The following is a 23226-nucleotide window of genomic DNA, read 5'->3' as shown; positions in this document are numbered from 1 at the left end:
TGCGCAATAAATGATTTGTTTGCGGAATCTCCTGTTTTATTTGCGGAATAGGCAATTTTACTTGCAGAATGCCATTATAAATAAAAAAAGAGTGCAGCTGCGAGCTGCACTCTTGCACTTTACATTCTTTTTTCGATTTCAGCCCATGCGGCATCTTTGCCAAGCCCGGTTTCAGATGAAAAGACGATTAGCGGATCGCCTTTTTCCATTTCCAGGGTTTCACGGACAATTTTCTTATGCTTGTCCCATTTCCCTTTTGGAATCTTATCCGCTTTCGTGGCAATGATGATGCACGGAATGTCGTAATGCTTCATAAAATCGTACATGGCGATATCGTCGCGGCTCGGAGGATGGCGAAGGTCGACGATTTGGATAACCGCCTTCAATTCTTCGCGCCCCGTGATATACCGCTCGATCATTTTGCCCCATGCTTCTCGCTCCGTTTTCGCTACTTTTGCATAGCCGTAGCCCGGTACGTCCACATAGAATAATTTTTCTTCGATTTTGTAAAAGTTCAAGGTCTGCGTTTTCCCCGGCTTCGAGGAAATGCGCGCCATGCTTTTACGGCCGATCATTTTGTTGATGAAAGACGATTTCCCGACATTTGAACGCCCCGCTAAGGCAAATTCCGGCAAGCCGTCTTCCGGATACTGATCCGGCCGGACGGCGCTGATTACAAGTTCTACATTATTGACTATCATTCGTTTTCTCCTTCTAATGCGATTTCAAGTGCCTCTTCCGCTTGAGAAACAAGTTTGAACGTCAATTCTTCACGGACACTTTCCGGAATGTCTTCGATATCCCGCTCATTATCGGTCGGCAAGATGATCGTTTTCAATCCTGCACGGTGTGCGCTTAATGTTTTCTCTTTCACGCCGCCAATCGGCAACACGCGTCCGCGCAATGTAATTTCGCCGGTCATGCCGACTTCTCGGCGAATCGGACGTTTTGACAGCGCAGATACTAAAGCTGTCGCAATCGTAATCCCGGCAGATGGGCCGTCTTTTGGCACCGCTCCTTCAGGCACGTGGATATGGATATCCTGCGACTCATGGAAAGACGGATCAATGCCGAGTGATTCGGCATTTGCTCTGACGAATGAAAGTGCCGTCTGTGCCGACTCTTTCATGACATCGCCAAGTTTACCGGTCAACTGGAGTTTGCCTTTGCCGGCTGACAATGAAACTTCGATTTGAAGCGTATCGCCGCCTACTGTTGTGTAAGCAAGGCCTGTCGCCACACCGATTTGGTTGACGGCCTCCGCCATTCCATAGCGGAATTTGCGTTTGCCTAAATATTCTTCGACCAAATCAGCGGTTACTGCCACCGATTCTTTTTCGCCGCTGACAATCTGTTTCGTCACTTTGCGGCAAATGGAAGCAATTTGGCGTTCAAGGCCGCGCACTCCCGCTTCCCTTGTATAATAACGGACAATGGAAAGCAAAGCTTCGTCATTGAAAGTCAACTGGCCCTCTTCCAGCCCATGTTCTTTTAATTGTTTCGGCGCCAGATGGTTTTTCGCGATCATTTGTTTTTCGGCTTCAGTGTAGCCGGCAATCGAAATGACTTCCATCCGGTCGCGAAGCGGCCCCGGGATTGATCCAAGATCATTTGCCGTCGCAATGAATAGAACATTCGAAAGATCATACGTTTCTTCTATATAATGGTCGCTAAACGAATTGTTCTGTTCCGGATCCAATACTTCAAGCATGGCAGAAGACGGGTCTCCGCGGAAGTCATTTGACATCTTATCGATTTCATCCAGCAAGAAAACAGGATTGATCGTAGATGCCTTTTTCATTCCTTGAATCATGCGCCCTGGCATTGCGCCGACATACGTACGGCGATGTCCACGGATTTCCGATTCGTCGCGTACGCCGCCAAGCGATACCCGGACAAATTTGCGGTCAAGCGATTCGGCAATCGATTTTGCTAAGGACGTTTTCCCGACGCCCGGAGGCCCGACGAGGCAAAGGATCGGTCCACGCAGTGATTTCGTCATCTGCTGCACCGCTAAATATTCTAACACGCGCTCTTTGACGCTTTCCAAGCCGTCATGGTCCCGGTCAAGGACTTCTTCCGCATATTTGATGTCTAAACGGTCTTCAGTCGCGTTCGACCATGGGATCGTTACCAGCCACTCAATGTAATTGCGGATAATGCCGCTTTCCGCTGCTGCTGACGGCAATTTTTCGTAACGGTCCAATTCTTTTAGTGCCGCTTTTTCCGTAGATTCCGGCATGCCGGCTTCTTCGATTCGTTTCTTCAAATCAACGATTTCAGCAGATTTGCCGTCTTTGTCGCCAAGCTCTGTCTGAATGGCTTTCATCTGTTCGCGAAGATAAAACTCTTTTTGGGTCTGTTCCATCGACTTCTTCACGCGCTGGCTGATGCGTTTTTCCAAATCAATCACTTCCTGCTCATTGTGCAAGCGGGTGATCAGCAATTCCAATCGCTTATCGATATCGAACGTTTCAAGAATTTCCTGTTTGCCCGCAACTTTGATCGGCAAATGAGAAGCCACCATATCCGCTAAACGGCCGGGCTCTTCAATGTCGGCCACCGTATTATAAGTTTCAGTCGTGATTTTTTTCGAAGCTTTCGCATACTTTTCAAAGTGCTCGAGCAGCAAGCGCATTAATGCGTCTTGTTCCGCTGTCCGTTCCGTTTCATCCGGGAACGTCGTCACTTCAACCATCGTCAAGTTTTCTTCTTCTGTATACTGCTTCCATTGTGCACGTTCCTGCCCTTCTACAAGGACACGGATGGTGCCATTCGGCAATTTCAGCATTTGTTTAACGTAAGCAAGTGTACCGATTTTGTGAAGATCTTCTTTTTCCGGCTGCTCGATGCTCATTTCTTTTTGAGTCGCCAGGAAAATGATGTTGTCTTCGAGCATCGCTTGCTCTAGCGCCGCAATAGACCGTTCCCGGCCTACATCAATGTGCAGGACCATCGTCGGAAATACGAGGAGGCCTCGCAGCGGCAATAAAGGCACGCGTTTCGTTATTTTTTTCTTAGCCATTCGGGAGAACACCTCCGGTTATTTTCATCAAAAAAACAAGCTGACCCTAAACGCGCGGATGTGCACGATCAGAGTCAGCCCGTATCATCCTATATTCCGCAAATTTTCTGCGGCTTCTTGCTGAAAGCAGTAACTTTTAGGCGGATGTTTTCTCGTTATTGTCGCCTTTATATTCTGAACCGTCTTCTAGCAATAGTTTTGGCTGAGCGCTTTCAGTGACAGTTTCTTTTGTGATGACGCATTCCACGATATCTTCGCGGGATGGCAAGTCAAACATGACATCAAGCATGATGTTCTCAATGATTGAACGAAGCCCTCGGGCACCTGTCTTTCGTTCGATCGCCAATTTCGCGATTTCAACTAAGGCATCGTCTTCAAATGTCAATTCGACATCATCAAGCTCCATCATTTTTTGATATTGCTTAATCAATGCGTTTTTCGGTTCCGTCAAGATTTGCACCAATGCATTTTCATCCAATTGCTCAAGGCTTGCCAATACCGGCAAACGGCCGATGAACTCTGGAATCAAACCGAATTTCAGCAAATCTTCAGGAATCAATTGGCTGAGCAATGATTTCTGATCCAATTCCTCTTTGTTTGGATCTGCACCGAAACCGATGACTTTATTGCCCAAACGGCGTTTGATGATTTGTTCTACGCCGTCAAAAGCACCGCCGACAATGAACAATACATTCGTCGTATCGATTTGGATGAATTCTTGATGAGGATGCTTGCGTCCGCCTTGTGGTGGCACACTTGCAGTTGTTCCTTCAAGAATTTTTAAGAGGGCTTGCTGAACGCCTTCACCGGAAACATCGCGTGTAATCGATGGGTTTTCCGATTTGCGGGCTACTTTATCAATTTCATCGATATAGATGATGCCTTTTTCAGCACGTTCCACGTCATAATCCGCAGCTTGGATCAGCTTCAGGAGAATGTTCTCCACATCTTCGCCGACATATCCGGCTTCTGTTAATGACGTCGCATCTGCGATAGCAAATGGAACGTTCAAAATGCGGGCTAAAGTTTGAGCAAGCAATGTTTTCCCGCTTCCTGTCGGCCCAATTAAAACAATATTCGATTTAGACAGTTCGATGTCATCGATCTTGCTGTTTGAGTTAACGCGTTTATAGTGGTTATACACTGCGACCGCCAACGATTTCTTCGCTTTTTCCTGGCCGATTACATAACCGTTTAAAATGTCCAAAATCTCTTTCGGTTTTGGAACTTCTTTGAACTCAACTGCTTCTTCTGTACCAAGCTCTTCTTCTACGATTTCCGTGCAAAGCTCAATACATTCGTCGCAAATATATACACCTGGCCCTGCGACCAGTTTACGGACCTGCTCCTGCGGTTTTCCGCAAAATGAACATTTAAGATGGTCTTTTTCGTCATTGAATTTGAACAATGTATTCACCCCTATTCAAGCCATTATCTTACAAGATATTCGTTATTGTATCAACTAATTAGAATTAAACCAAAAGGAAAGCATTATGTACGTAATTAAAATGACAATAGTCGATTTTATATGTGCCGGTTATGTCGATTTTATTGGTTTTATGTAGAGGAAAACAAGGCACGATGCCGTGCCTTGTTTTCGGTTGTAAATTATAGGCGTTAATTATTCAGCGTCTTCAGCGTTTGCAATTTCAGTTGTGATGTTAGCATTTTCTACTAAGAATTCAACTGTGTTCTGCATACGGATATCGTTTTCAAGCATTTCAGTACCGCCTAAAGCCGCTTTGATTTGCTCTGCATCCATGTTAAATTGGCCAGACATTTTTTCAAGTTCTTTGTTGATGTCTTCAGTTGTCACTTCCATGTTCTCAGCTTCAGCGATTGCTTCAAGAACTAGTGATACACGAACTCGCGTTTCAGCGTCATCGTGCATTTGAGCGCGCAACGCTTGCTCGTCTTGTCCTGAGAATTGGTAGTAAAGGTCAAGGTTCATGCCTTGCTGCGTCAAACGCTGTTCGAAATCTTGCATCATGCGGTCCATTTCCGTGTGGATCATTGCATGCGGAAGGTCGATTGTTGCGTTTTCTGCAACTTTTTGTACCAACTCATCGCGTAGTTGAGCATCAGAAGCTGATTGTTTTTCAGCAGACAATGTTTCTTTCATTTTTGTGCGCAACTCTTCTAAAGAAGCGACTTCAGCATCGATTTCTTTAGCGAATTCATCGTTAAGTTCAGGAAGTTCTTTTGCTTTTACTTCATGTACTTTCACTTTGAATGTTGCTGCTTTACCAGCAAGCTCAGCTGCATGGTATTCTTCAGGGAAAGTGACTTCAACGTCTTTTTCTTCTCCTGCTTTTACGCCGACCAACTGCTCTTCGAATCCAGGGATGAATGAGTTTGAACCGATTTCAAGAGAATAATCTTCTCCTTTTCCGCCTTCAAATGCTTCTCCATCAACGAAACCTTCGAAATCGATAACAGCTGTATCGCCTTCAACGATTGCTTCGTCTTCTTTAACAGCAAGTTCAGCAAAACGTTCTTGGTTTTCTTTCAATTGGTTTTCGATTTCTTCGTCAGTTACTTCAGTATCTTGTTTTGTTACTTCGATGCCTTTGTATTCGCCTAGCTGAACTTCAGGTTTAACGATTACTTTAGCTGTGAATACCAATGGCTTGTTTTTCTCCATTGTATCGATATCGATTTCCGGGCGGTCAACTGGGTTGATTCCGGCTTCTTCAACAGCGTTCGCATAAGCGTCCGGCAAGATGAAGTCCAAAGCATCTTGGTACAATGATTCTACGCCGAAACGTTTTTCGAACATTTGGCGAGGCATTTTCCCTTTACGGAAACCTGGCACGTTGATTTCTTTTACGACTTTCTTGAATGCTTGATCCAATCCTGCATTTACTACTTCTACAGGCACTTCTACTGTTAACGTTCCTGTGTTACCTTCTTGTTTTTCCCATTTTGCTGACATATATTAGCCCTCCAAACATTTTCTGCAAAGTCATAGTACGTGTTTTCTACGAATTTTGACAACCTCCATATTATAGCATAGATGGCGCCATGTTCAACTATTTCTACCCATTCCGAATCTCAAACCAAGCTTCTGCCTGAATTATCAGCTTGTGCAGCTCTTCATCCACCCCATTCGGCGCTTCTCCCGTGAACAAACTGTCCAAATAGCCCATATAGGCTTCGGCCACTTCCCGCCCTTCAAATTCATCCCATGCAAAAGGATAGAACAAGTAAATATGCCGTTCAAACAGTTCAATAGCCATTTCCAGGCGGGTCGGGTCTTTCGATAATGCTTCTTCTAAATAAGTGCGGATTGTTGCAATGCGTTTATTGTTTATAGGGTCCGGCAAGGCGGCGGCAGAAAATTCCCCTTCGTAATGGAACTTTTGGATGTGAAGCCGGCCAGCCACTTTTTCCTGGTGAAGCATAAATAATATGTATGTTTTTGTGAGCAGATCGGTTTTTGGATGTTCAACCAGCGCAAACAGCTTCTCCTTCAGCGGCTCAAAGGATGTCGGCGGCAGCTCCATGATCAAATGCTCCTGCTCGCTCGGCCGCAGCGTGATAAAATGCTCAGCATCGTAAAGCTGGATATCCACTTTTTCTTTGGATACATTTGCAGCAATCCGTTCATTCAACTCGCGCAATTGCTGAAATTGCTCGAGCCGTTCTTCGGGCAAAACCTTTTCCTCGATCAGCATTTCGATCATTTGCTCTGCTTCTTCAAATTCCCTGACTTGCATCAACAAGCTTATGTATAATTCCATCGTCTCCAAATAATGGATCGGACCCACTTTCAACAGTTCGCGGCAGACGTCGAGCGCCTCTTCGTAATCCCCCAACTCAAATAAGCAATAAGCATAGGCCCCAAGCGCCCCCGCATGTTCAGGTTCATACGCCAGCACTTGGTAGAGCTTATCGCGGGCTTCTGCATACTGCTCCTCTTTCAGGAGATTCATGCCGTCTGTCAACAATCGGCTTATCGTGGTCGGAAATACAATGACATTGCCTTTCCGTTTGAGCTCCCTATATTTCTTCCGCATTTTAACCACCCCATTTATTGCCTCTATCATAACATAAGGGGATTTATCGGGAAAATAAAACCAAGAATTTTTTCATAAGAGGCTTTGCGCCATCATATATTCCCTGACAAGCTGATTAATTGTTTAAATTGATCCAAACGGAACCAGCGCGGCAAGAATTGGCGGATTTCATCATCGTTATAGCCCACCTGCAGTTTTCGGCCGTCATGGATAATCGGCAAGCGCAAAACGCCTGGATTGTCCTGGATGACTTTATAAAGCTGAGGCAGGGACAGTGCATCAAAATCGATTTTCAGCTTTTTAATGGCATATGCTTTTTTCGAAATGATTTCTTCTGTGCCTTCATTGGTCAGCGAGAGGATTTCTTGAATCTCTTCAATTGTGATGGGTGTCGTGGAGAGGTTTTTTTCTTCGTATGGAATATCGTACTCATCGAGCCAAGCGATTGCTTTACGGCATGAGGTGTTGCTGGTTGCAGTGAATAATTTAGCTTTCATCATTTCACATTCCTTTCTTAAATCTTTCCTGTGCGCATTTTCTGCAGGCTTTCCGGCGGGAACAAAGTTCGGCAAAATATTTTCGCGAATTGTTGGTAGTCCACTTCTTCGCCTTTGCTTACCCGATTCTGCAGCTTTTCTAATAAGGACTCCAAACACCACGTTAAAGTTTCAACATCGATGTCCGGCCAAAGATAGCCTTTCTTCTGCAAGACAGATAAATCCTTCACGAATTTCTGGTGGATGCGTTCTCTTGCTTTATTTACAATTTCAGCAAGTTCGGCATCACGCAGCAAAAGTTCCGGCATCAGCTTTTGAAGGTTGGATTCATTGATCTTGTGGTAATGGATTTCAAGGCGCCCAGCGAGCAGCTTTTCCGGGTCTCCCCCTCGCCATTCCAACTCAAGCGGCATCATCGAATCCAATTGGTTTTCGATCAGGGACATGAGAAGCTGGCGCTTATCGGAAAAATACCGATAAAACGTACCGGTCGCAACACGGGCGTGTGCAGCGATTTCTTTCGCAGTGGTTTGGTCGAACCCTTTTCGGCTGAATAATTCCTTGCCGCTGGCAATCAATGCTTCTTTTTTTTGTTTTGAGCGTGACTGTTTAGGAGAAGTTGGAAAACTTCCAACAAGGTCTTCATTTGGCATGTTCTCACCTCTTTTCTTAGAATAACACGTATCGGAGAATAACATGAACTCGAGTTCATATTATTTGCCATTTTTTTATATGGTGATTCACATTCTGGACAAATAAAGAAAAATCCGGAGCAAATGCTCCGGATCGTTACATTATTTTAAAAGTTTCCTCGTTTTGCACGCTCATCCAAAAAGGCATGGAAATCATGACAAGGATAAAAAATCCAATCATGAGGCTAAGAGTGGTCCAGACCCCAATCTCAAAAAGAGCTTGGAGCAACAGCGGCAAAAGAATCAGCATATTTAATAGAAACGTGCGTTTTTTGGATTTCGGAGTGGCATATTGTTTTTCGCCGCAATACGGGCACGTCATGCTTGTCGTCAAAACAAAAGAGCTCTTTAAGGTCTGTTTCCACGTCCATTCGGTTTTGCAGTTTTCGCATACCGGCAAATTTCTCCCCCCAATTACTATTAGATTCATAATGGTTATTGCTGCAATTATAATAAAAGAGGCCTGGAGCAAATTGCTTCAGGCCTCTTTCTATGTATCATTTCGATAATTTTACGTCCCAGGAGCGATTCGAACGCCCGACCGACGCCTTAGAAGGGCGTTGCTCTATCCAGCTGAGCTACTGGGACATGGCTTTCTTCTATTGAAACTCTCTAACCTTGTATGAGGTGTTCGGTTTTCAACTGAAAGACAATTTTAATTATAGAAATGATTTAACGAAAAGTCAACGCTATTTTAAAAAAACATTAGAATTTATTTCATTTTCTTTTATTGGCCGTTATTCAACCATTCCGGCATCGCTTTTTCCAATTCGCGCAGGGCATTGCCGCGGTGAGAAATGGCGGCTTTTTCTTCCGGCACAAGTTCGGCCATCGCCTTGCCCTCGCTCGGTACGTAGAAAATCGGATCGTAGCCGAAACCGTTCTCGCCTCTCCGTTCGGAAAGAATCACGCCTTCGCAGGATCCTGAATAAGTGACGGTTTCTTTATTCGGCGAAGCAATCGCCAAAACGCACCGGAACCGTGCTGTTCTCTGTTCTTCAGGTACCCCCTCCAATTTCCCCAATACTTTTTCAATATTGGCTTCATCGCTTTTTGCTTCACCGGCATAACGTGCGGAATAGACCCCCGGTTCACCGTTCAATGCATCAATTTCGAGGCCGCTGTCGTCCGCAATCACCGTCGTTTGAAGGGCTTCAGCTACAGCTTCCGCTTTAAGGATGGCATTTTCTTCGAAAGTAACCCCTGTTTCTTCAACGTCCATGTCTTTTGCTACATCGCGAAGCGTCAGCACTTCGTAGCCGAGCGGTCCAAAAAGGGCTTCAAAATCTTTTGCTTTGCCTTTGTTTTGAGTTGCAATGATTACTTGTTTCATAAATTCGATTTCACCTCTTCGCCGATTTTTTGCGCCAGTCTCCCCAGCACTTCTTTTTGTTTTCCGATCAATTGCTGGATGCCGGATTCACCAAGATCAAGAAGTTCATTGAGCTGCGCCCGTGTAAACGTCGATTCTTCCCCGGTCCCCTGCAATTCCACAAATTGGCCGGATCCCGTCATCACAAGATTCATGTCCACTTCTGCAGAAGAGTCTTCTACATAGTTTAAGTCCAGAATGGCACCATGTTCACTGTCGATTCCCACGCTTGTCGCTGCTAGAAAGTCGGTAACCGGAAATGCCGGAAGCTCCAATTTCCCTATGGCTATCGCCATTGCCACAAAAGCGCCAGTAATCGAAGCTGTACGCGTCCCGCCGTCTGCCTGGATCACGTCGCAGTCAATCCAAAGCGTCCGTTCGCCGAGCTTTTCCAAATCTACGACAGCGCGCAGCGCACGGCCGATCAACCGCTGAATCTCCATTGTCCGGCCGCTGATTTTCCCGGCAGATGCTTCCCGGCGGTTCCGGCTATTGGTGGCACGCGGCAGCATGGAATACTCTGCCGTAATCCAGCCTTTTCCCTGGCCGCGCAGAAATGGCGGCACTTTGTCTTCCACCGTCGCTGTACAAATCACTTTCGTCTGGCCCACCGTGATTAATACAGACCCTTCAGGGTGGATCAAATAATCCACTTCCATCTGCACCGGGCGCAGTTCATTTGTTGCTCGTTCATCAATTCTTGTCATGAGAATCCTCCTTGTATTTGCTCAAATAGCTTACCATATTTCCTTTAAGACAGCCAAAAACCTGATAGCTTAGCCATCAGGTCTTGGGGAATCGGATAGAGTGGATCAATGGATGTTCAATGTTCAGCCACTTTTCAATAATCGAAGTAAAGATCGGCGTGGAACCGGATGTATAAAAATGATGGACTGGCGGCTTTTGCCGGTCAGCAAGCTGTTTATTGTACCTCAAATGCCGCTCGACGTCTTTTGCCGTTTCTTGGGCAGAAGACAATACCTTTACACCGCTGCCGAAAACTTCTTCAATAAATCCTTGCAATAGCGGATAATGCGTACAGCCTAAAATAGCGGTATCAAATTCTTCCTCTTCAATTTGGGAAAGTGTATCCTGTACCATCGTCCGGGCAAATTCCCCTTCGTATTCATCACTTTCCACAAGCGGCACAAACCGCGGGCAGGCCAGTTGGACCACATGGGCAGAAGAAACCAGCGATTTGATCGCTTTTTCATACGCGCCGCTTTTCACAGTCCCTAGCGTTCCAAGAACTGCGATATTTTTGCTGTGTGAAGTTTTGATGGCAGCTCTCGCTCCCGGGAAAATTACACCAATGACAGGGATCGGCAAGTTTTTCTGCAAAGAATTCAAAGCAGCAGCCGTCGCTGTATTGCAGGCGATCACCAGCATCTTAATTTTCTTTTTCATCAAAGCTTCAGCCATTTGCCATGTGAATTTACGGACTTCTTGGAGAGAACGAGGTCCATAAGGGCATCTGGCATTATCCCCTATGTAATAAATCTGTTCGTTCGGCAAAAGTTTGATGATCTCTTTTGCCACCGTCAGTCCGCCTACTCCTGAATCAATAACTCCGATTGGCGCATTCAAATTAGTTACCTCAATTCTATTTCATGTTTGTATGAAGTTTTTCAAGCAGGAATGAAAACTGTTCAACTTCATCGGCGCTAAAATCTTCAAGCACCGTCTCTAAATAATCTTGTCTCTTTTGAATCACTTCTTCAATGATCCGTTCGCCCTCTTTTAGTAATTTGATTCGAACGACACGGCGGTCCTGCTCTTCCCGTACACGGACCACCAGCTCATTTTTTTCCATGCGGTCGACAAGATCTGTCGTTGTGCTGAAAGCCAGGTACATTTTGTTCGAAAGGTCTCCGATTGTCATATCGCCATGTTCAAAAAGCCACTGCAGCGCCACGAATTGGGGCGGCGTAATCGTATAAGAATTCAATATCTCTCGGCCTTTTTGCTTGATCAAGCCGGATATATAGCGCAATTCTTTTTCCATAAACGCTACTTTATCGGAATTGTGTGGAATATGGTTATTGGTATTTGTCATTTCAATCATCCACTCCTCGGTTACGTATCTTCTCTTCTATAGTGAAGGTTTTTTGCGGTTATGGCAAGAACCCAGTCAGTTTTCTATCGAAATCGCCTGTTTGCCGGTCAGCAATTCTTTTTCTTCCGCGTTCCAAGGGAATCCTTTTCCGGTTTTCTTTGAAATCTGCACCATCGCGCCTCTTCCGGTAAAGCAGGTTTCTTGTTTTTCATTGACTGCGTGGTAATGGACATCGATCGAAGAGTTGCCGACTGACGCAATTTTGACGAATACGTCCAATTTCTCGTCGAAGAAAACTTGCTTCACGTAGTCGACTTGCATATCCGCGACGACCGGAAACAAATCGCTGCCTTTTAGCCAGCGCTGCATTAGCCCCAGTTCTTTCATATACTCAATGCGCGCAAATTCAAAATAAGTAATCGGCACCGTATTGTTTACATGCCCGAACATATCTGTTTCTGAAAAGCGGACTTGGACTGGCGCAGAAAAGCGAAACTCTTCCTTCCACTCCTTAAAATCTTCGATGTATTTTGCTTTCATTTAAAATCCTCCAGTATGTAATACAAGGTCATATTTTATTAGTATAGCAAAAATCGGCCTTCCACCTGAAATCTTATGTAAATAAATCAAAAGAAAAAACCCCTGCCGGAGCAGGGATTTTGAACATTTCCTCTATCTAGACGTAAAAAGGCGTTTCCGCTTTTCGCGATGTCTAGCTGCAGTGCCCAGATTCTCGAGGCATAAGCCACTCCGGCTGTGCGGCTGAAAATATGCCGCTTCGCCCGATCGTCTTATGCCCTTCGAATCTACATGGGCACTTCCGCTTTTCGTTACTAGTCTACCATTCTGTCGCTTCCGAAGAAGTTGCGGAACATTTGAACTGTTGTGTCGCGGTTCAACGCTGCGATTGAAGTTGTCAAAGGAATTCCTTTAGGGCAAGATTCAACACAGTTTTGAGAGTTACCGCAGCTGCCCAGTCCACCCTCGCCCATGATCGCATTTAAGCGTTCATCGCGCGTCATAGAGCCAGTCGGGTGTGCGTTCATCAAGCGAACTTGTGAAAGTGGTGCAGGTCCGATGAAATCGGATTTGTCGTTGACGTTCGGGCATGCTTCTAAGCATACGCCGCAAGTCATACATTTTGAAAGTTCGTAAGCCCATTGGCGTTTGCGTTCAGGCATACGAGGTCCGTCGCCAAGGTCATGGGTTCCATCGATCGGCACCCAAGCTTTGACTTTTTTCAGTGAATCGAACATGCGGCTGCGGTCAACAATCAAGTCGCGGACTACAGGGAATGTTTTCATCGGCTGAAGGCGGATTGGCTGTTCCAACTGGTCGACAAGAGCTGTACACGACTGGCGCGCTTTGCCGTTGATGACCATTGAACAAGCTCCACATACTTCCTCAAGACAGTTCATGTCCCAAGTGACCGGAGTTGTTTTTTTGCCGTCCATTGTTACTGGATTCCGGCGGATTTCCATCAACGCCGAAATGACGTTCATGTTCAAGCGATATGGCAATTCGAACTTCTCGAAATACGGCTCTTCATCCGTAGAGTTTCGGCGTTCGATTTCAAATATAACCGTTTTTGCTGCTTCACCCATGGTAAATTAGCTCCCTTCTTAGTGTGCTGATGAGTAATCTCGAATTCGAGGTTCAACCAGCGATGTATCGACTTCTTCATAAGTGAAAATCGGCTCATCGTAGCCATTGAATTTGGCCATCGTTGTTTTCAAGAATTCTTCGTCATTGCGCTCCGGGAAGTCCGGTTTGTAATGAGCTCCACGGCTTTCATTGCGGTAATAAGCCCCAAGCGTGATCACTCGTGCTAAATGTAGCATATTTTTCAACTGGCGCGCGAACATTGCGCCTTGGTTGCTCCAAAGCTGAGTATCCGTGATGCTGATGTGGTTGAAACGTTCAAGCAATTCCTGGATTTTCTCGTCTGTCGCTTTCAAGCGGTCGTTATAGCGAACAACTGTTACGTTGTCTGTCATCCATTCGCCAAGTTCTTTGTGTAGAACGTAAGCATTTTCAGTTCCGTCAAGTGCAAGGATCTCATCCCATTTGCGCTGCTCTTCAGCAACTGCACGGTCATAGATGTCTGAAGGAAGATCTTCAGCCAATACGTCCAAACCTTGAACGTATTCCATTGCGTTTGGTCCTGCAACCATTCCGCCGTAAATCGCAGAAAGCAATGAGTTCGCACCAAGGCGGTTCGCGCCGTGCTGAGAATAATCGCATTCTCCTGCTGCCAAAACGCCAGGAATGCTTGTCATTTGGTGGTCATCAACCCATAGTCCGCCCATTGAATAGTGGACAGCCGGGAAAATTTTCATTGGTACTTTACGAGGGTCATCCCCAGTGAATTTCTCATAGATTTCAATGATTCCGCCAAGTTTGATATCCAACTCTTTTGAATCTTTATGGGAAAGGTCAAGATAAACCATGTTTTCGCCATTGATGCCTAGTTTTTGGTTTACACAAACATCAAAAATTTCGCGCGTTGCGATATCACGAGGAACCAAGTTTCCGTATGCCGGATACTTTTCTTCCAGGAAATACCAAGGTTTGCCATCTTTATATGTCCAGATGCGTCCGCCTTCGCCGCGAGCCGATTCAGACATCAAACGAAGTTTGTCGTCCCCTGGAATCGCTGTCGGGTGGATTTGGATAAACTCACCATTTGCATAGTAAGCGCCTTGCTGGTATACGATTGAAGCCGCAGATCCTGTGTTGATGACAGAGTTTGTCGACTTGCCGAAAATAATCCCAGGTCCGCCAGTTGCCATAATCACGGCATCTGCACGGAACGCACGGATTTCCATTGTCGTCATGTTTTGGGCAGTGATCCCTTTGCCGACGCCGTTGTCATCCAATACTAAGCCCAGGAATTCCCAGCCTTCATATTTCGTGATCAAGCCAGCCACTTCATGGCGGCGAACTTGCTCATCTAGTGCATAAAGCAATTGCTGGCCAGTAGTCGCTCCGGCAAATGCCGTTCTGTGGTGCATCGTTCCGCCGAAACGGCGGAAATCAAGAAGACCTTCCGGCGTACGGTTGAACATAACACCCATGCGGTCGAACATGCGAATAATTCCCGGTGCCGCATCTGTCATCGCTTTGACAGGTTTTTGGTTGGCCAGGAAGTCACCGCCGTAAACGGTGTCATCAAGGTGAATTGCCGGGGAATCCCCTTCACCTTTCGTATTTACCGCTCCGTTGATCCCGCCCTGTGCACAAACTGAGTGAGATCTTTTAACTGGAACGATTGAAAACAGGTCAACGGGTGAACCAGCTTCTGCAGCTTTAATTGCTGCCATCAAACCGGCAAGGCCGCCGCCTACGATAGAAATTTTGCCTCTCGCCATTTTGGTATTCACTCCTCTTTTAGTTCACCAATAATCAAAACGTTCTTAAACGAACGCTAACAAAGCTCTGATACCAATGATAGTCAGCACTACAAACACTAGAAGCGTGAAGTAGGATGCCATTCGTTGAGATTTTTCCGATTGCGTGATTCCCCAAGTGACTAAGAATGACCAGAAGCCGTTAGCCAAGTGGAAAGTCGCTGCCGTAACACCCACAATATAAAACGCTAACATTAATGGGTTGCTCAGGATATTTTCCATCATATTGAAATCAGCTTCTGCTGCATTGCCGATCGCAACTTGGAAACGAGTTTCAAAGACGTGCCACGCAATGAAGACTACCAGGAAAATACCTGTGAAACGTTGAGCAACAAATAAAATGTTGCGCATGTAGCTGTACTTGCCCGGGTTATGCTTAGACGTGAACGCTATGTATACACCGTAGAACGCATGGTACATTAACGGCAAATAAATAACGAAGATCTCTAAGAAAATAACAAACGGCAAGTTCGCCATGAAGTGAGAAGCCTTGTTGAAAGCAGCTTCACCTTGTGTAGCAAAGTGGTTGACGATTAAGTGCTGCGTCAAGAACAGTCCTACTGGAATGATTCCGAGTAATGAGTGTAACCTGCGCATTAAAAATTCACGATTGTCCAAAACTTTTACCTCCCTCAAGCAATAATACGCAGAAAAAAGAGCAAACGATATGTTACGAAAGCATCCATTGACTGCAACCAACATCATGATACAATAATATGACATATTTATTGTACTCCGCCCCAATTGGAGCGTCAAGGCAACTAGCATATTTCTAAGTGATTCTTACTATTAATTTATTATACTGAAAGTGGGTTTGACATGACTGTAAAAGATGCGGAAACCGATCAACAGTTCGGTTATGAAATTATACGCGACTATGTATTATCAGAAGTTTTAGGACAGCACGAAGGCGATATTCTCTACTGGGCCGGGAAATCGCTTGCCCGCAAATTCCCTCTTTTTACGATGGAGGAAGCGCCTGATTTTTTTAGCCAAGCGAATTTTGGCGAGCTGTCTCTGGAAAAGGACGGCAAGAGCGAAACCATCTACACTCTGCACCCCGACAAAATCGAAAACCGCTGCTTTAAACTGGAAGCCGGCTTTTTGGCTGAACAAAAACAAAAAGTGGGCGGTTTCTTGACAGAAGCCTACGAAGAAGTTTTCCCGAAAAAGAATTTCGTGCGGATCACCTTAAAAACGGATCTGCGTGAAAAAGCATAGCCTCACTTTTGAGCCATCACTGTTCCTTTCCATGAAAAAACCCCGAATCTGTTTATCGGGGTTTTCTTTTTTTATTCATCTGTTATTCATCCAAACCAAACGCCCGGTGCAAGGCATTGGCTGATTTTTGCATTTCATCGAGCGGCACAACGACCGATACTTTAATCTCTGAGGTGCTGACCATTTTCACCGGAATTTCTTCCATGCGGAGAATATCGAACATTTGCGCGGCGACTCCCGGATTTGAAACCATGCCGGATCCGACAATGGAGACTTTCGAGAGGCCTACTTCAAATTCGCAGGAGACAAAGCCGATTTCCTCTTTATATTGTTCGAGCACCCGGCGCGCTTCTTCCAGGCTTTCTTCTTTGATGGAAAACGAAACGGACGGCGGGAATGCATCCGTGATGCTCTGGACGATAATATCTACATCGATATGGTGTTCGGCAAGCTTGGTAAAGATATTTGCCAATGAACCATTGAACGGTTTTTTATATGTGACAGTGACGCGCGCAATGCCTTTTTCAAAAGCGACGCCTCGGACGATAAGATTTTTTTCCACAGTGACCACCTCTTGTATGATTGTACCGGGTTCATCGGAATAACTAGCTCTGACCGACAAGGAAACCTGGTTGTTTTTCGCAAATTCGACAGCTCTTGGATGCAGGACGCCAGCTCCCAGGTTGGCAAGTTCCAGCATTTCGTCATAGGAAATTTGCTCGAGCTTCCGGGCACCGCCGACAAAGCGCGGATCCGATGTATAGACGCCTTCCACATCGGTATAAATGTCGCAGCGGTCTGCTTTTAAGGCAGCGGCAAGCGCCACTGCTGTCGTATCAGACCCTCCGCGACCAAGCGTCGTAATATTGCCGATTCTGTCAACGCCTTGGAATCCTGCCACTACGCAGAAATAGCCATTGTCTAATACTTTTTCCAACCGATCGGTATGGATCTGTTCAATGCGTGCATTGCGCGGCACCGATTCGGTTTCGATGCCCGCTTGCCAGCCGGTAAAAGACAATGCTTCGTGGCCCAATGCTTTAAATGCCATCGCCAGCAATGAAATCGTCACTTGCTCCCCTGTTGCCAGCAGCATATCCATCTCCCGTTTCGGCGGCTCGGCTGAAATCTCGCTTGCCAACCCCAGCAATGTATCGGTTGTTTTCCCCATAGCGGATACGACGATGACTACTCTGCTGCCTTTTTCTTTTTCAGCAATGGCTCTTTTCGCGACACCGATAATTTTATCAGGTGTAGCGACAGACGTTCCTCCAAATTTCATGACAACTGTTTTCATTCCATTCACTCCCACATTTTTTCGATGTGGCCCTCAACATGAAAAGCAAAGACTGGATATAGCTTTGCCTGCCAAATAAAAAAGGCAGCTCGCCGATTGACCGGCAAACTACCTCTTTAGCATGTACGAATACGAAAAACGTCCATGTGAGATAGCCCTCCAGAGATAAACTCTGACAGCCCAGCACTTATTAAATGCAGGACCAGCATGCGAGTTGCAAACTACAGCACACTTCGGCGGGCGTCCCTTTCCCCATTCTTCATCGAATCTGCAAATCTCCGAATGGCTACTCTTGACGGCCGCACCTCTATCATCACTTTTCCAAGTGATTCAATTATTCTTCTACGATAACATGTTACTGATCAGTTGACAATGCATCATTTTGAAAATGCTGATGAATGGTCTGCGACAAGCCCTCCGGCATCCCCGCATCTTTCAGTTCATCTATAGACGCTTCTTTAATCCGCTTAACGGAGCCGAAATACTTCAGCAATTGCTGTTTGCGCTTCGGCCCGACGCCTTGAAGCCCATCCAGTGCCGACTGGATTGAATTCTTGCCGCGCAATTGCCGGTGGAAAGTGATGACAAAACGGTGAACTTCGTCTTGAATTCGCTGCAGCAGATAAAACGCTTCGCTCGTCCGCTTCAAAGGCACCACTTCTACGGGATTGCCATATAACAGCTGGGAAGTCTGGTGCTTCGCATCTTTTGCAAGACCCGCAATTGGAATGGACAAGCCCAGTTCGTCTTCGATAATTTCCCGGGCCGATTCCATCTGCCCTTTCCCACCGTCAATGACGATCAGGTCAGGAAGCGGCAAGTTGTCGCGCAAAACACGCGTATAGCGGCGGCGAATGACTTCGCGCATGGCGGCGTAATCATCCGGTTTAGACGCACTGCGTGTTTTATATTTCCGGTAATCTTTTTTGGAAGGCTTCCCGTCTACAAAAGCGACCATTGCAGAAACGGCATCGGCCCCTTGAATGTGGGAGTTGTCAAATGCCTCGATGCGAAGCGGCGTTTCGATATTCATCGCTTCGCCAAGCTCCGCACAAGCTCCGACTGTGCGCTCTTCCTGGCGTTCAAGCAACTGGAACTTTTCTTTGATGGCAATTTCAGCGTTTTTCTTTGCCAGCGCCACCAAGTCTTTTTTCTTACCGCGCTGCGGAATTAGGACGCGCATATCCAGCCATTCGCGAACCAAATCCGCATCTTCGCTTTCCGGCAATAAGATTTCATTCGGCTTTACATGGTTTGATTGTTCATAAAATTGTCCGAGGAATGTCATAAACTCTTCCTGTGGGTCCCGGTAAAGCGGGAATAACGAAACGTCCCGCTCAATCAGCTTGCCTTGCCGGACAAAAAACACCTGTACACACATCCAGCCTTTATCAATGGCATAGCCAAAGACATCCCGGTTCGTAAAGTCATTCATCGTCATTTTCTGTTTTTCCATAACCGTTTCGATGTGGGAAATCTGGTCACGGTATTCCTTCGCCCGCTCAAACTCCAAGTTTTCTGCAGCTTCCGACATTTTTTCAACGAGGTCCTGTTTCACTTCACGGAAACCGCCGTTTAAAAACCGGGAAATATCATCAATCATTTCTCGGTAAGTATCTTTTTCAACAGGTTTCACACAAGGCGCCAAGCACTGCCCCATATGGTAATAAAGGCAGGCACGGTCCGGCATCGTATGGCATTTGCGAAGCGGATACAGCCGGTCGAGCAATTTTTTTGTGGCACTCGCTGCATACGCATTCGGATAAGGGCCAAAATACTTTCCTTTATCGCGCTTTACCTGCCGCGTAATAATCAATTTTGGATGGCGTTCATTTGTGATTTTCAAATACGGATAAGTTTTATCGTCTTTTAACATGATATTGTATTTCGGATCATGCTTTTTGATCAAGTTCAGTTCCAAGATCAGCGCTTCTTTTTCCGAATTCGTGACAATGTATTCGAAGTCTACAATTTCCCCTACCAGGCGCTGCGTTTTCGCATCGTGGCTTCCGGTAAAATAAGAGCGCACACGATTTTTCAGCACTTTCGCTTTGCCGACGTAAATAACCGTTTCTTGCCGGTCCTTCATCAAGTAACAGCCCGGCTGATCGGGAAGAATCGCTAATTTGTGTTGGATCAATTCATTTGCCATTTTCTCACCCTATTAAAAAACCGGGGCCATCACTGGACCCGGTTAAGAATTATGCGTGTTGGTTAACTAATTCTGCCAAAGCTTCTTTTGGTCTGAATCCAACAACTTTATCAACTGTTTCTCCGTCTTTCATCAATAGAAGAGTCGGGATGGACATGATGCCGTATTTTCCAGCAGTTTCTTGGTTTTCATCCACGTCCACTTTTACGATTTTAACTTTATCGCTCATTTCAGCGTCTAATTCTTCAAGAACTGGAGCAATCATTTTACAAGGCCCGCACCAAGTAGCCCAAAAATCTACTAATACTAAACCTTCTGAGATTTCTTGTGAAAAGTTTGAATCTGTACCGTGTACTATTGCCATGAATAATTCCTCCTTATAATGTAACCAAACTATGTCTAGATTATAGCATGCCCTAAAAACCGTAGCTATTTATTTGCCTACTCCCTATCTACCCCGTACGCGGAAGAATAAAACGAAAAACCGGATAGAGGATTTTTAAACGGCAGCGCAGTTTTAAAGCTGACGAATCCATAAGACGACAGGATGCTTTGTTTTTTCGTTTAATAAGATTAAATTATTGCTGAGGTGAGAAAATTTTGCATTTAGGTGCGCAAATATCCATTTTAGGTGCGGAAAAACCGGTTTGGGGTGTGGAACTTCCAGAATGAGGTGCGTTCGCAGCAATGCCCATAAAAAAACGGCCCTCACTATCGCAAGGGCCGTCGCTTTTCTTTGTCCAGAATCCAGCGGGCAGGTCCTCGGGACACAAGCCAGTCCAGCTATGCGGCAAAGAGCGCCGCTTCGCTGTTCTGTCTTATGCCTTTCGGAGCTTAACGCCCGCTTGCGCTTTTCTATCTTACATTACTTTCTTGAATTCTTCTGTCAGCATCGGGATGACTTCGAACAAGTCTCCGACAATGCCGTAATCCGCAACTTTGAAGATGTTCGCTTCTGGGTCTTTGTTGATCGCAACAATGACTTTCGAGTTGGACATACCTGCTAAGTGTTGGATCGCGCCTGAAATTCCAGCTGCGATGTAAAGGTCCGGCGTTACCACTTTACCTGTTTGGCCGATCTGCAATGAATAATCGCAGTAATCCGCATCACACGCTCCGCGTGAAGCGCCTACAGCCCCTCCAAGAAGGTTCGCAAGTTCCTGCAATGGCTCGAAGCCTTCTGTGCTCTTCACTCCGCGTCCCCCGGCAACGATCACTTTCGCTTCTGAAAGGTCAACGCCTTCCGCTGATTTGCGGACAACGTCTTTGATGATCGTGCGCAAGTTTGTAATATCCACTGAAAGTGAACTGATATCGCCTGAACGCTCTTCTTTTGCTAGTGGCGTAATGTTGTTCGGACGGACTGTGATAAATGTAAGGCCTTCTTTTGATTTTACTTTTTCGAACGCTTTACCTGAATAGATCGGACGGACAAATACAGCGTCATCGCCTTCTCCTTCAATATTCGTCACATCCGAAATTAAACCGGACTGCAATTTCGATGCAATTTTAGGCGATAGGTCTTTTCCGACTGCTGTGTGGCCGAAAACGATGCCTTCCGGGTTTTCTTGATCGATGACAGCCATGAATGCTTGGCCATAGCCATCTGAAGTGTAGGATTTCAAATGAGGATGCTCCACCGTAATGACACGGTCAGCTCCGTAATTTACCAGTTCTGCGCCAAAGTCAGCGACTGAATCGCCGATCAACACGCCTACTACTTCTCCACCGCCAGAGATTTTTTTCGCAGCGGCAATTGCTTCAAACGTTACGTTGCGCAATGCGCCTTCACGCGTTTCGCCTAATACCAATACTTTTTTCGACATAGTCTGTTTACCCCCTAAGTAGATATGAAAATTAATCGTTCAGTTATTTTTAGTGTTCAGACTCCGGCTGCCTGCGCTTTTCTTATTTTAGATAACTTTCGCTTCGTTGCGCAGTAATCCGACCAATTCCGAAACTTGTGCTGAAATATCGCCTTCTAGCACGCGGCCAGCTTCTTTTTTCGGCGGCAAGTAAATTTCGATTGTTTCTGTTTTCGCTTCTACATCATCTTCTTCGATATCCAAATCATCGAGCTCCAGCTCTTCAAGCGGTTTTTTCTTCGCTTTCATGATCCCTGGAAGTGATGGGTAACGAGGTTCGTTCAGACCTTGCTGAGCTGTTACAAGCAATGGCAATGACGTTTCAAGCTCTTCTGCATCCCCTTCGATGTCTCTTACAATCGTTACAGTGGATCCATCGATTTTTAGGCTCGTAATCGTCGTCACGTAGTTGATGTCAAGCAAATCAGCAACGCGCGGCCCCACTTGGCCAGAGCCGCCATCGATTGCTACGTTCCCGGCTAAAATCAAGTCTGCTTCTTTGTCTTTTAAGTATTCAGCTAATATGTAGGAAGTCGTGAACTCATCCATTTCTTCCAAATCGTCTTCTGTATTGATCAAGACTGCTTTATCCGCACCCATCGCAAGCGCCGTACGAAGCTGTTTCTCTGCTTCTTCTCCGCCGATTGTGATAACGGTTACTTCCCCGCCGTGTTCGTCACGAACCGTGATCGCTTCTTCAATCGCATACTCATCATATGGATTAATGATGAATTCTGCGCCGTCGTCCTGGATTTTGCCACCAGAGATGACTAATTTTTCTTCTGTGTCAAAAGTACGTTTTACCAATACATAAATGTTCATGAACGTAAACCTCCCAAGTATTATTTCCCTTTAAAGTGTGCTTCGCGTTTTTCCAGGAATGCCTGGATGCCTTCTTTTGCATCTTCTGAAACGAAAACTGTTCCAAAAGAAGCCGCTTCTGCTTTTACGCCTTCATGGTAGCTCGCAGACTTCGAATACTGCAGCATATCAATGGCCGCTTTAACAGAAACTGGACTTTTCTTCGCAATTTTCTTTGCAATTGAAAGCGTTTCCGAAAGTAAGTCTGCTTCTGCATAAGCCCGGTTGGCTAATCCCAGCTGGGCTGCTTCCGCTCCAGTAATCGGATCGCTTGTCAAAAGCATTTCTGCTGCTTTTGCGACGCCTACGTATCTAGGCAAACGCTGCGTTCCAGCAAATCCCGGAATCAAACCAAGCTGAAGCTCCGGCAATCCTAGTTTAGCATTTTCAGATACAAAACGCATATGGCAGCTCATTGCCAATTCCAAACCGCCGCCTAGAGCCGCTCCATGGATGGCTGCAATCACCGGTTTATGAAAAGTTTCCACGCGTTCGAACACAGCTTGTCCGCTTGCTGCCAGTTTTGAAAATTCTTCGCCGCTGGTTACTTCTGTAAATTCTTTGATATCCGCTCCTGCAGAAAAGAATCTTCCTTCGCCATGCAAGACGATTGCACGGACTTCTTCATCATGTTCCACTTCATCCAGCAGACTGTTCACTTCCATGATCAGTGCACGAGACAAAGCGTTTGCCGGCGGACGATTGATTGTTGCAACCGCAACGCCGTCTTCTTTTTTCCAACTGATAAATTCCATTCGA

General features: G+C 45.9%; 23 protein-coding genes, 1 tRNA gene and 1 riboswitch. Of the genes, 1 reads left to right on the top strand and 23 read right to left on the bottom strand.

Features of this window, described 5'->3' with window-relative positions:
- Nucleotides 1-119 precede the first annotated feature (119 nt).
- From yihA to MTR82_RS08730, 17 genes are all read right to left on the bottom strand, one after another.
- Nucleotides 120-701 carry a ribosome biogenesis GTP-binding protein YihA/YsxC gene (yihA, locus tag MTR82_RS08810; protein WP_052651897.1) on the bottom strand — a complete coding sequence of 194 codons (582 nt, stop codon included), beginning with the start codon at nucleotides 699-701 and terminating at the stop codon, nucleotides 120-122.
- Nucleotides 698-3025: an endopeptidase La gene (gene lon / locus MTR82_RS08805; protein WP_246808744.1), complete on the bottom strand. Its 2328-nt coding sequence runs from the start codon at nucleotides 3023-3025 to the stop codon at nucleotides 698-700. The genes yihA and lon overlap by 4 nt, the downstream gene beginning before the upstream one ends.
- A 136-nt stretch (nucleotides 3026-3161) precedes the next feature.
- A complete protein-coding gene (clpX, locus tag MTR82_RS08800; protein WP_052651901.1) occupies nucleotides 3162-4433 on the bottom strand; it encodes an ATP-dependent protease ATP-binding subunit ClpX in 1272 nt (423 codons plus the stop codon).
- Nucleotides 4434-4646: 213 nt separating this feature from the next.
- Entirely contained in the window at nucleotides 4647-5960 is a 1314-nt protein-coding gene (tig, locus tag MTR82_RS08795) for a trigger factor (protein ID WP_246808743.1), read from the bottom strand.
- A 103-nt stretch (nucleotides 5961-6063) separates the two neighbouring features.
- Nucleotides 6064-7044 (bottom strand): tetratricopeptide repeat protein, encoded by a 981-nt coding sequence (locus MTR82_RS08790; protein ID WP_246808742.1) that lies wholly within the window; start codon nucleotides 7042-7044, stop codon nucleotides 6064-6066.
- A 92-nt stretch (nucleotides 7045-7136) separates the two neighbouring features.
- Nucleotides 7137-7541, bottom strand: a complete 405-nt coding sequence (gene spx / locus MTR82_RS08785; RefSeq protein WP_052651907.1) for a transcriptional regulator Spx — start codon at nucleotides 7539-7541, stop codon at nucleotides 7137-7139.
- Nucleotides 7542-7558: 17 nt separating this feature from the next.
- Nucleotides 7559-8194, bottom strand: a complete 636-nt coding sequence (locus MTR82_RS08780; protein WP_246808741.1) for a TetR/AcrR family transcriptional regulator — start codon at nucleotides 8192-8194, stop codon at nucleotides 7559-7561.
- A 136-nt stretch (nucleotides 8195-8330) separates the two neighbouring features.
- The gene (locus tag MTR82_RS08775) at nucleotides 8331-8633 is read right to left on the bottom strand and encodes a TIGR04104 family putative zinc finger protein (protein ID WP_246808740.1); all 303 of its coding nucleotides are present in this window, start codon (nucleotides 8631-8633) and stop codon (nucleotides 8331-8333) included.
- A gap of 114 nt (nucleotides 8634-8747) precedes the next feature.
- Nucleotides 8748-8821: transfer RNA gene (locus MTR82_RS08770), tRNA-Arg, on the bottom strand.
- Between the two features lie 139 nt (nucleotides 8822-8960).
- The gene (locus MTR82_RS08765) at nucleotides 8961-9566 is read right to left on the bottom strand and encodes an XTP/dITP diphosphatase (protein ID WP_246808739.1); all 606 of its coding nucleotides are present in this window, start codon (nucleotides 9564-9566) and stop codon (nucleotides 8961-8963) included.
- Nucleotides 9563-10312 carry a ribonuclease PH gene (gene rph, locus MTR82_RS08760; protein WP_246808738.1) on the bottom strand — a complete coding sequence of 250 codons (750 nt, stop codon included), beginning with the start codon at nucleotides 10310-10312 and terminating at the stop codon, nucleotides 9563-9565. The genes MTR82_RS08765 and rph overlap by 4 nt, the downstream gene beginning before the upstream one ends.
- Nucleotides 10313-10388: 76 nt before the next feature.
- Nucleotides 10389-11192: a glutamate racemase gene (gene racE, locus MTR82_RS08755; RefSeq protein WP_052651958.1), complete on the bottom strand. Its 804-nt coding sequence runs from the start codon at nucleotides 11190-11192 to the stop codon at nucleotides 10389-10391.
- Between the two features lie 16 nt (nucleotides 11193-11208).
- Complete coding sequence (locus MTR82_RS08750) at nucleotides 11209-11661, bottom strand: MarR family winged helix-turn-helix transcriptional regulator (RefSeq protein ID WP_052654547.1); 453 nt, start codon at nucleotides 11659-11661, stop codon at nucleotides 11209-11211.
- Between the two features lie 75 nt (nucleotides 11662-11736).
- Complete coding sequence (locus MTR82_RS08745; RefSeq protein WP_246808737.1) at nucleotides 11737-12201, bottom strand: acyl-CoA thioesterase; 465 nt, start codon at nucleotides 12199-12201, stop codon at nucleotides 11737-11739.
- A gap of 293 nt (nucleotides 12202-12494) precedes the next feature.
- Nucleotides 12495-13265 (bottom strand): succinate dehydrogenase iron-sulfur subunit, encoded by a 771-nt coding sequence (sdhB, locus tag MTR82_RS08740; RefSeq protein ID WP_052651960.1) that lies wholly within the window; start codon nucleotides 13263-13265, stop codon nucleotides 12495-12497.
- An 18-nt stretch (nucleotides 13266-13283) separates the two neighbouring features.
- Nucleotides 13284-15032 carry a succinate dehydrogenase flavoprotein subunit gene (gene sdhA, locus MTR82_RS08735; protein WP_246808736.1) on the bottom strand — a complete coding sequence of 583 codons (1749 nt, stop codon included), beginning with the start codon at nucleotides 15030-15032 and terminating at the stop codon, nucleotides 13284-13286.
- 45 nt (nucleotides 15033-15077) lie between these two features.
- On the bottom strand, nucleotides 15078-15668 hold the full coding sequence (locus MTR82_RS08730; RefSeq protein ID WP_279577038.1) for a succinate dehydrogenase cytochrome b558 subunit: 591 nt from the start codon (nucleotides 15666-15668) through the stop codon (nucleotides 15078-15080).
- Nucleotides 15669-15890: 222 nt separating this feature from the next.
- Here MTR82_RS08730 and MTR82_RS08725 point away from each other — a divergent pair, with 222 nt between their 5' ends.
- Nucleotides 15891-16292 (top strand): YslB family protein, encoded by a 402-nt coding sequence (locus MTR82_RS08725; protein ID WP_246808734.1) that lies wholly within the window; start codon nucleotides 15891-15893, stop codon nucleotides 16290-16292.
- An 82-nt stretch (nucleotides 16293-16374) separates the two neighbouring features.
- Here MTR82_RS08725 and MTR82_RS08720 read toward each other — a convergent pair whose 3' ends face one another.
- The 6 genes from MTR82_RS08720 to MTR82_RS08695 all read right to left on the bottom strand — a co-directional run bounded on the left by MTR82_RS08720 (nucleotide 16375) and on the right by MTR82_RS08695 (nucleotide 23222).
- Nucleotides 16375-17589: an aspartate kinase gene (locus MTR82_RS08720; protein WP_246808733.1), complete on the bottom strand. Its 1215-nt coding sequence runs from the start codon at nucleotides 17587-17589 to the stop codon at nucleotides 16375-16377.
- Nucleotides 17590-17733: 144 nt separating this feature from the next.
- Nucleotides 17734-17907, bottom strand: a riboswitch (Lysine riboswitch).
- 37 nt (nucleotides 17908-17944) lie between these two features.
- Nucleotides 17945-19741 (bottom strand): excinuclease ABC subunit UvrC, encoded by a 1797-nt coding sequence (gene uvrC, locus MTR82_RS08715; RefSeq protein ID WP_246808732.1) that lies wholly within the window; start codon nucleotides 19739-19741, stop codon nucleotides 17945-17947.
- Between the two features lie 49 nt (nucleotides 19742-19790).
- Nucleotides 19791-20105: a thioredoxin gene (gene trxA, locus MTR82_RS08710; protein ID WP_052651965.1), complete on the bottom strand. Its 315-nt coding sequence runs from the start codon at nucleotides 20103-20105 to the stop codon at nucleotides 19791-19793.
- Nucleotides 20106-20601: 496 nt separating this feature from the next.
- A complete protein-coding gene (locus tag MTR82_RS08705; protein ID WP_052651966.1) occupies nucleotides 20602-21567 on the bottom strand; it encodes an electron transfer flavoprotein subunit alpha/FixB family protein in 966 nt (321 codons plus the stop codon).
- Nucleotides 21568-21654: 87 nt separating this feature from the next.
- Nucleotides 21655-22428, bottom strand: coding sequence for an electron transfer flavoprotein subunit beta/FixA family protein (locus MTR82_RS08700; protein WP_052651967.1), 774 nt, complete (start codon nucleotides 22426-22428; stop codon nucleotides 21655-21657).
- A 20-nt stretch (nucleotides 22429-22448) separates the two neighbouring features.
- Entirely contained in the window at nucleotides 22449-23222 is a 774-nt protein-coding gene (locus tag MTR82_RS08695; protein ID WP_246808731.1) for an enoyl-CoA hydratase, read from the bottom strand.
- Nucleotides 23223-23226 lie beyond the last annotated feature (4 nt).

It is taken from the genome of Planococcus ruber (genome assembly GCF_022819085.1).
GTDB lineage: Bacteria > Bacillota > Bacilli > Bacillales_A > Planococcaceae > Planococcus > Planococcus ruber.
The sequence above is the reverse complement of the archived record's forward strand: the minus strand, read 5'-3'. Positions and strand labels throughout refer to the sequence as shown.

What these genes read in the sequence shown, in the direction of transcription:
- yihA (WP_052651897.1), bottom strand. Translation starts at nt 701, where the DNA reads ATGATAGTCAATAATGTAGAACTTGTAATCAGCGCCGTCCGGCCGGAT.
- lon (WP_246808744.1), bottom strand. Translation starts at nt 3,025, where the DNA reads ATGGCTAAGAAAAAAATAACGAAACGCGTGCCTTTATTGCCGCTGCGA.
- tig (WP_246808743.1), bottom strand. Translation starts at nt 5,960, where the DNA reads ATGTCAGCAAAATGGGAAAAACAAGAAGGTAACACAGGAACGTTAACA.
- MTR82_RS08790 (WP_246808742.1), bottom strand. Translation starts at nt 7,044, where the DNA reads ATGCGGAAGAAATATAGGGAGCTCAAACGGAAAGGCAATGTCATTGTA.
- spx (WP_052651907.1), bottom strand. Translation starts at nt 7,541, where the DNA reads ATGAAAGCTAAATTATTCACTGCAACCAGCAACACCTCATGCCGTAAA.
- MTR82_RS08780 (WP_246808741.1), bottom strand. Translation starts at nt 8,194, where the DNA reads ATGCCAAATGAAGACCTTGTTGGAAGTTTTCCAACTTCTCCTAAACAG.
- MTR82_RS08765 (WP_246808739.1), bottom strand. Translation starts at nt 9,566, where the DNA reads ATGAAACAAGTAATCATTGCAACTCAAAACAAAGGCAAAGCAAAAGAT.
- rph (WP_246808738.1), bottom strand. Translation starts at nt 10,312, where the DNA reads ATGACAAGAATTGATGAACGAGCAACAAATGAACTGCGCCCGGTGCAG.
- MTR82_RS08750 (WP_052654547.1), bottom strand. Translation starts at nt 11,661, where the DNA reads ATGACAAATACCAATAACCATATTCCACACAATTCCGATAAAGTAGCG.
- MTR82_RS08745 (WP_246808737.1), bottom strand. Translation starts at nt 12,201, where the DNA reads ATGAAAGCAAAATACATCGAAGATTTTAAGGAGTGGAAGGAAGAGTTT.
- sdhB (WP_052651960.1), bottom strand. Translation starts at nt 13,265, where the DNA reads ATGGGTGAAGCAGCAAAAACGGTTATATTTGAAATCGAACGCCGAAAC.
- sdhA (WP_246808736.1), bottom strand. Translation starts at nt 15,032, where the DNA reads ATGGCGAGAGGCAAAATTTCTATCGTAGGCGGCGGCCTTGCCGGTTTG.
- MTR82_RS08730 (WP_279577038.1), bottom strand. Translation starts at nt 15,668, where the DNA reads ATGCGCAGGTTACACTCATTACTCGGAATCATTCCAGTAGGACTGTTC.
- MTR82_RS08725 (WP_246808734.1), top strand. Translation starts at nt 15,891, where the DNA reads ATGACTGTAAAAGATGCGGAAACCGATCAACAGTTCGGTTATGAAATT.
- MTR82_RS08720 (WP_246808733.1), bottom strand. Translation starts at nt 17,589, where the DNA reads ATGAAAACAGTTGTCATGAAATTTGGAGGAACGTCTGTCGCTACACCT.
- uvrC (WP_246808732.1), bottom strand. Translation starts at nt 19,741, where the DNA reads ATGGCAAATGAATTGATCCAACACAAATTAGCGATTCTTCCCGATCAG.
- trxA (WP_052651965.1), bottom strand. Translation starts at nt 20,105, where the DNA reads ATGGCAATAGTACACGGTACAGATTCAAACTTTTCACAAGAAATCTCA.
- MTR82_RS08705 (WP_052651966.1), bottom strand. Translation starts at nt 21,567, where the DNA reads ATGTCGAAAAAAGTATTGGTATTAGGCGAAACGCGTGAAGGCGCATTG.
- MTR82_RS08700 (WP_052651967.1), bottom strand. Translation starts at nt 22,428, where the DNA reads ATGAACATTTATGTATTGGTAAAACGTACTTTTGACACAGAAGAAAAA.
- MTR82_RS08695 (WP_246808731.1), bottom strand. Translation starts at nt 23,222, where the DNA reads ATGGAATTTATCAGTTGGAAAAAAGAAGACGGCGTTGCGGTTGCAACA.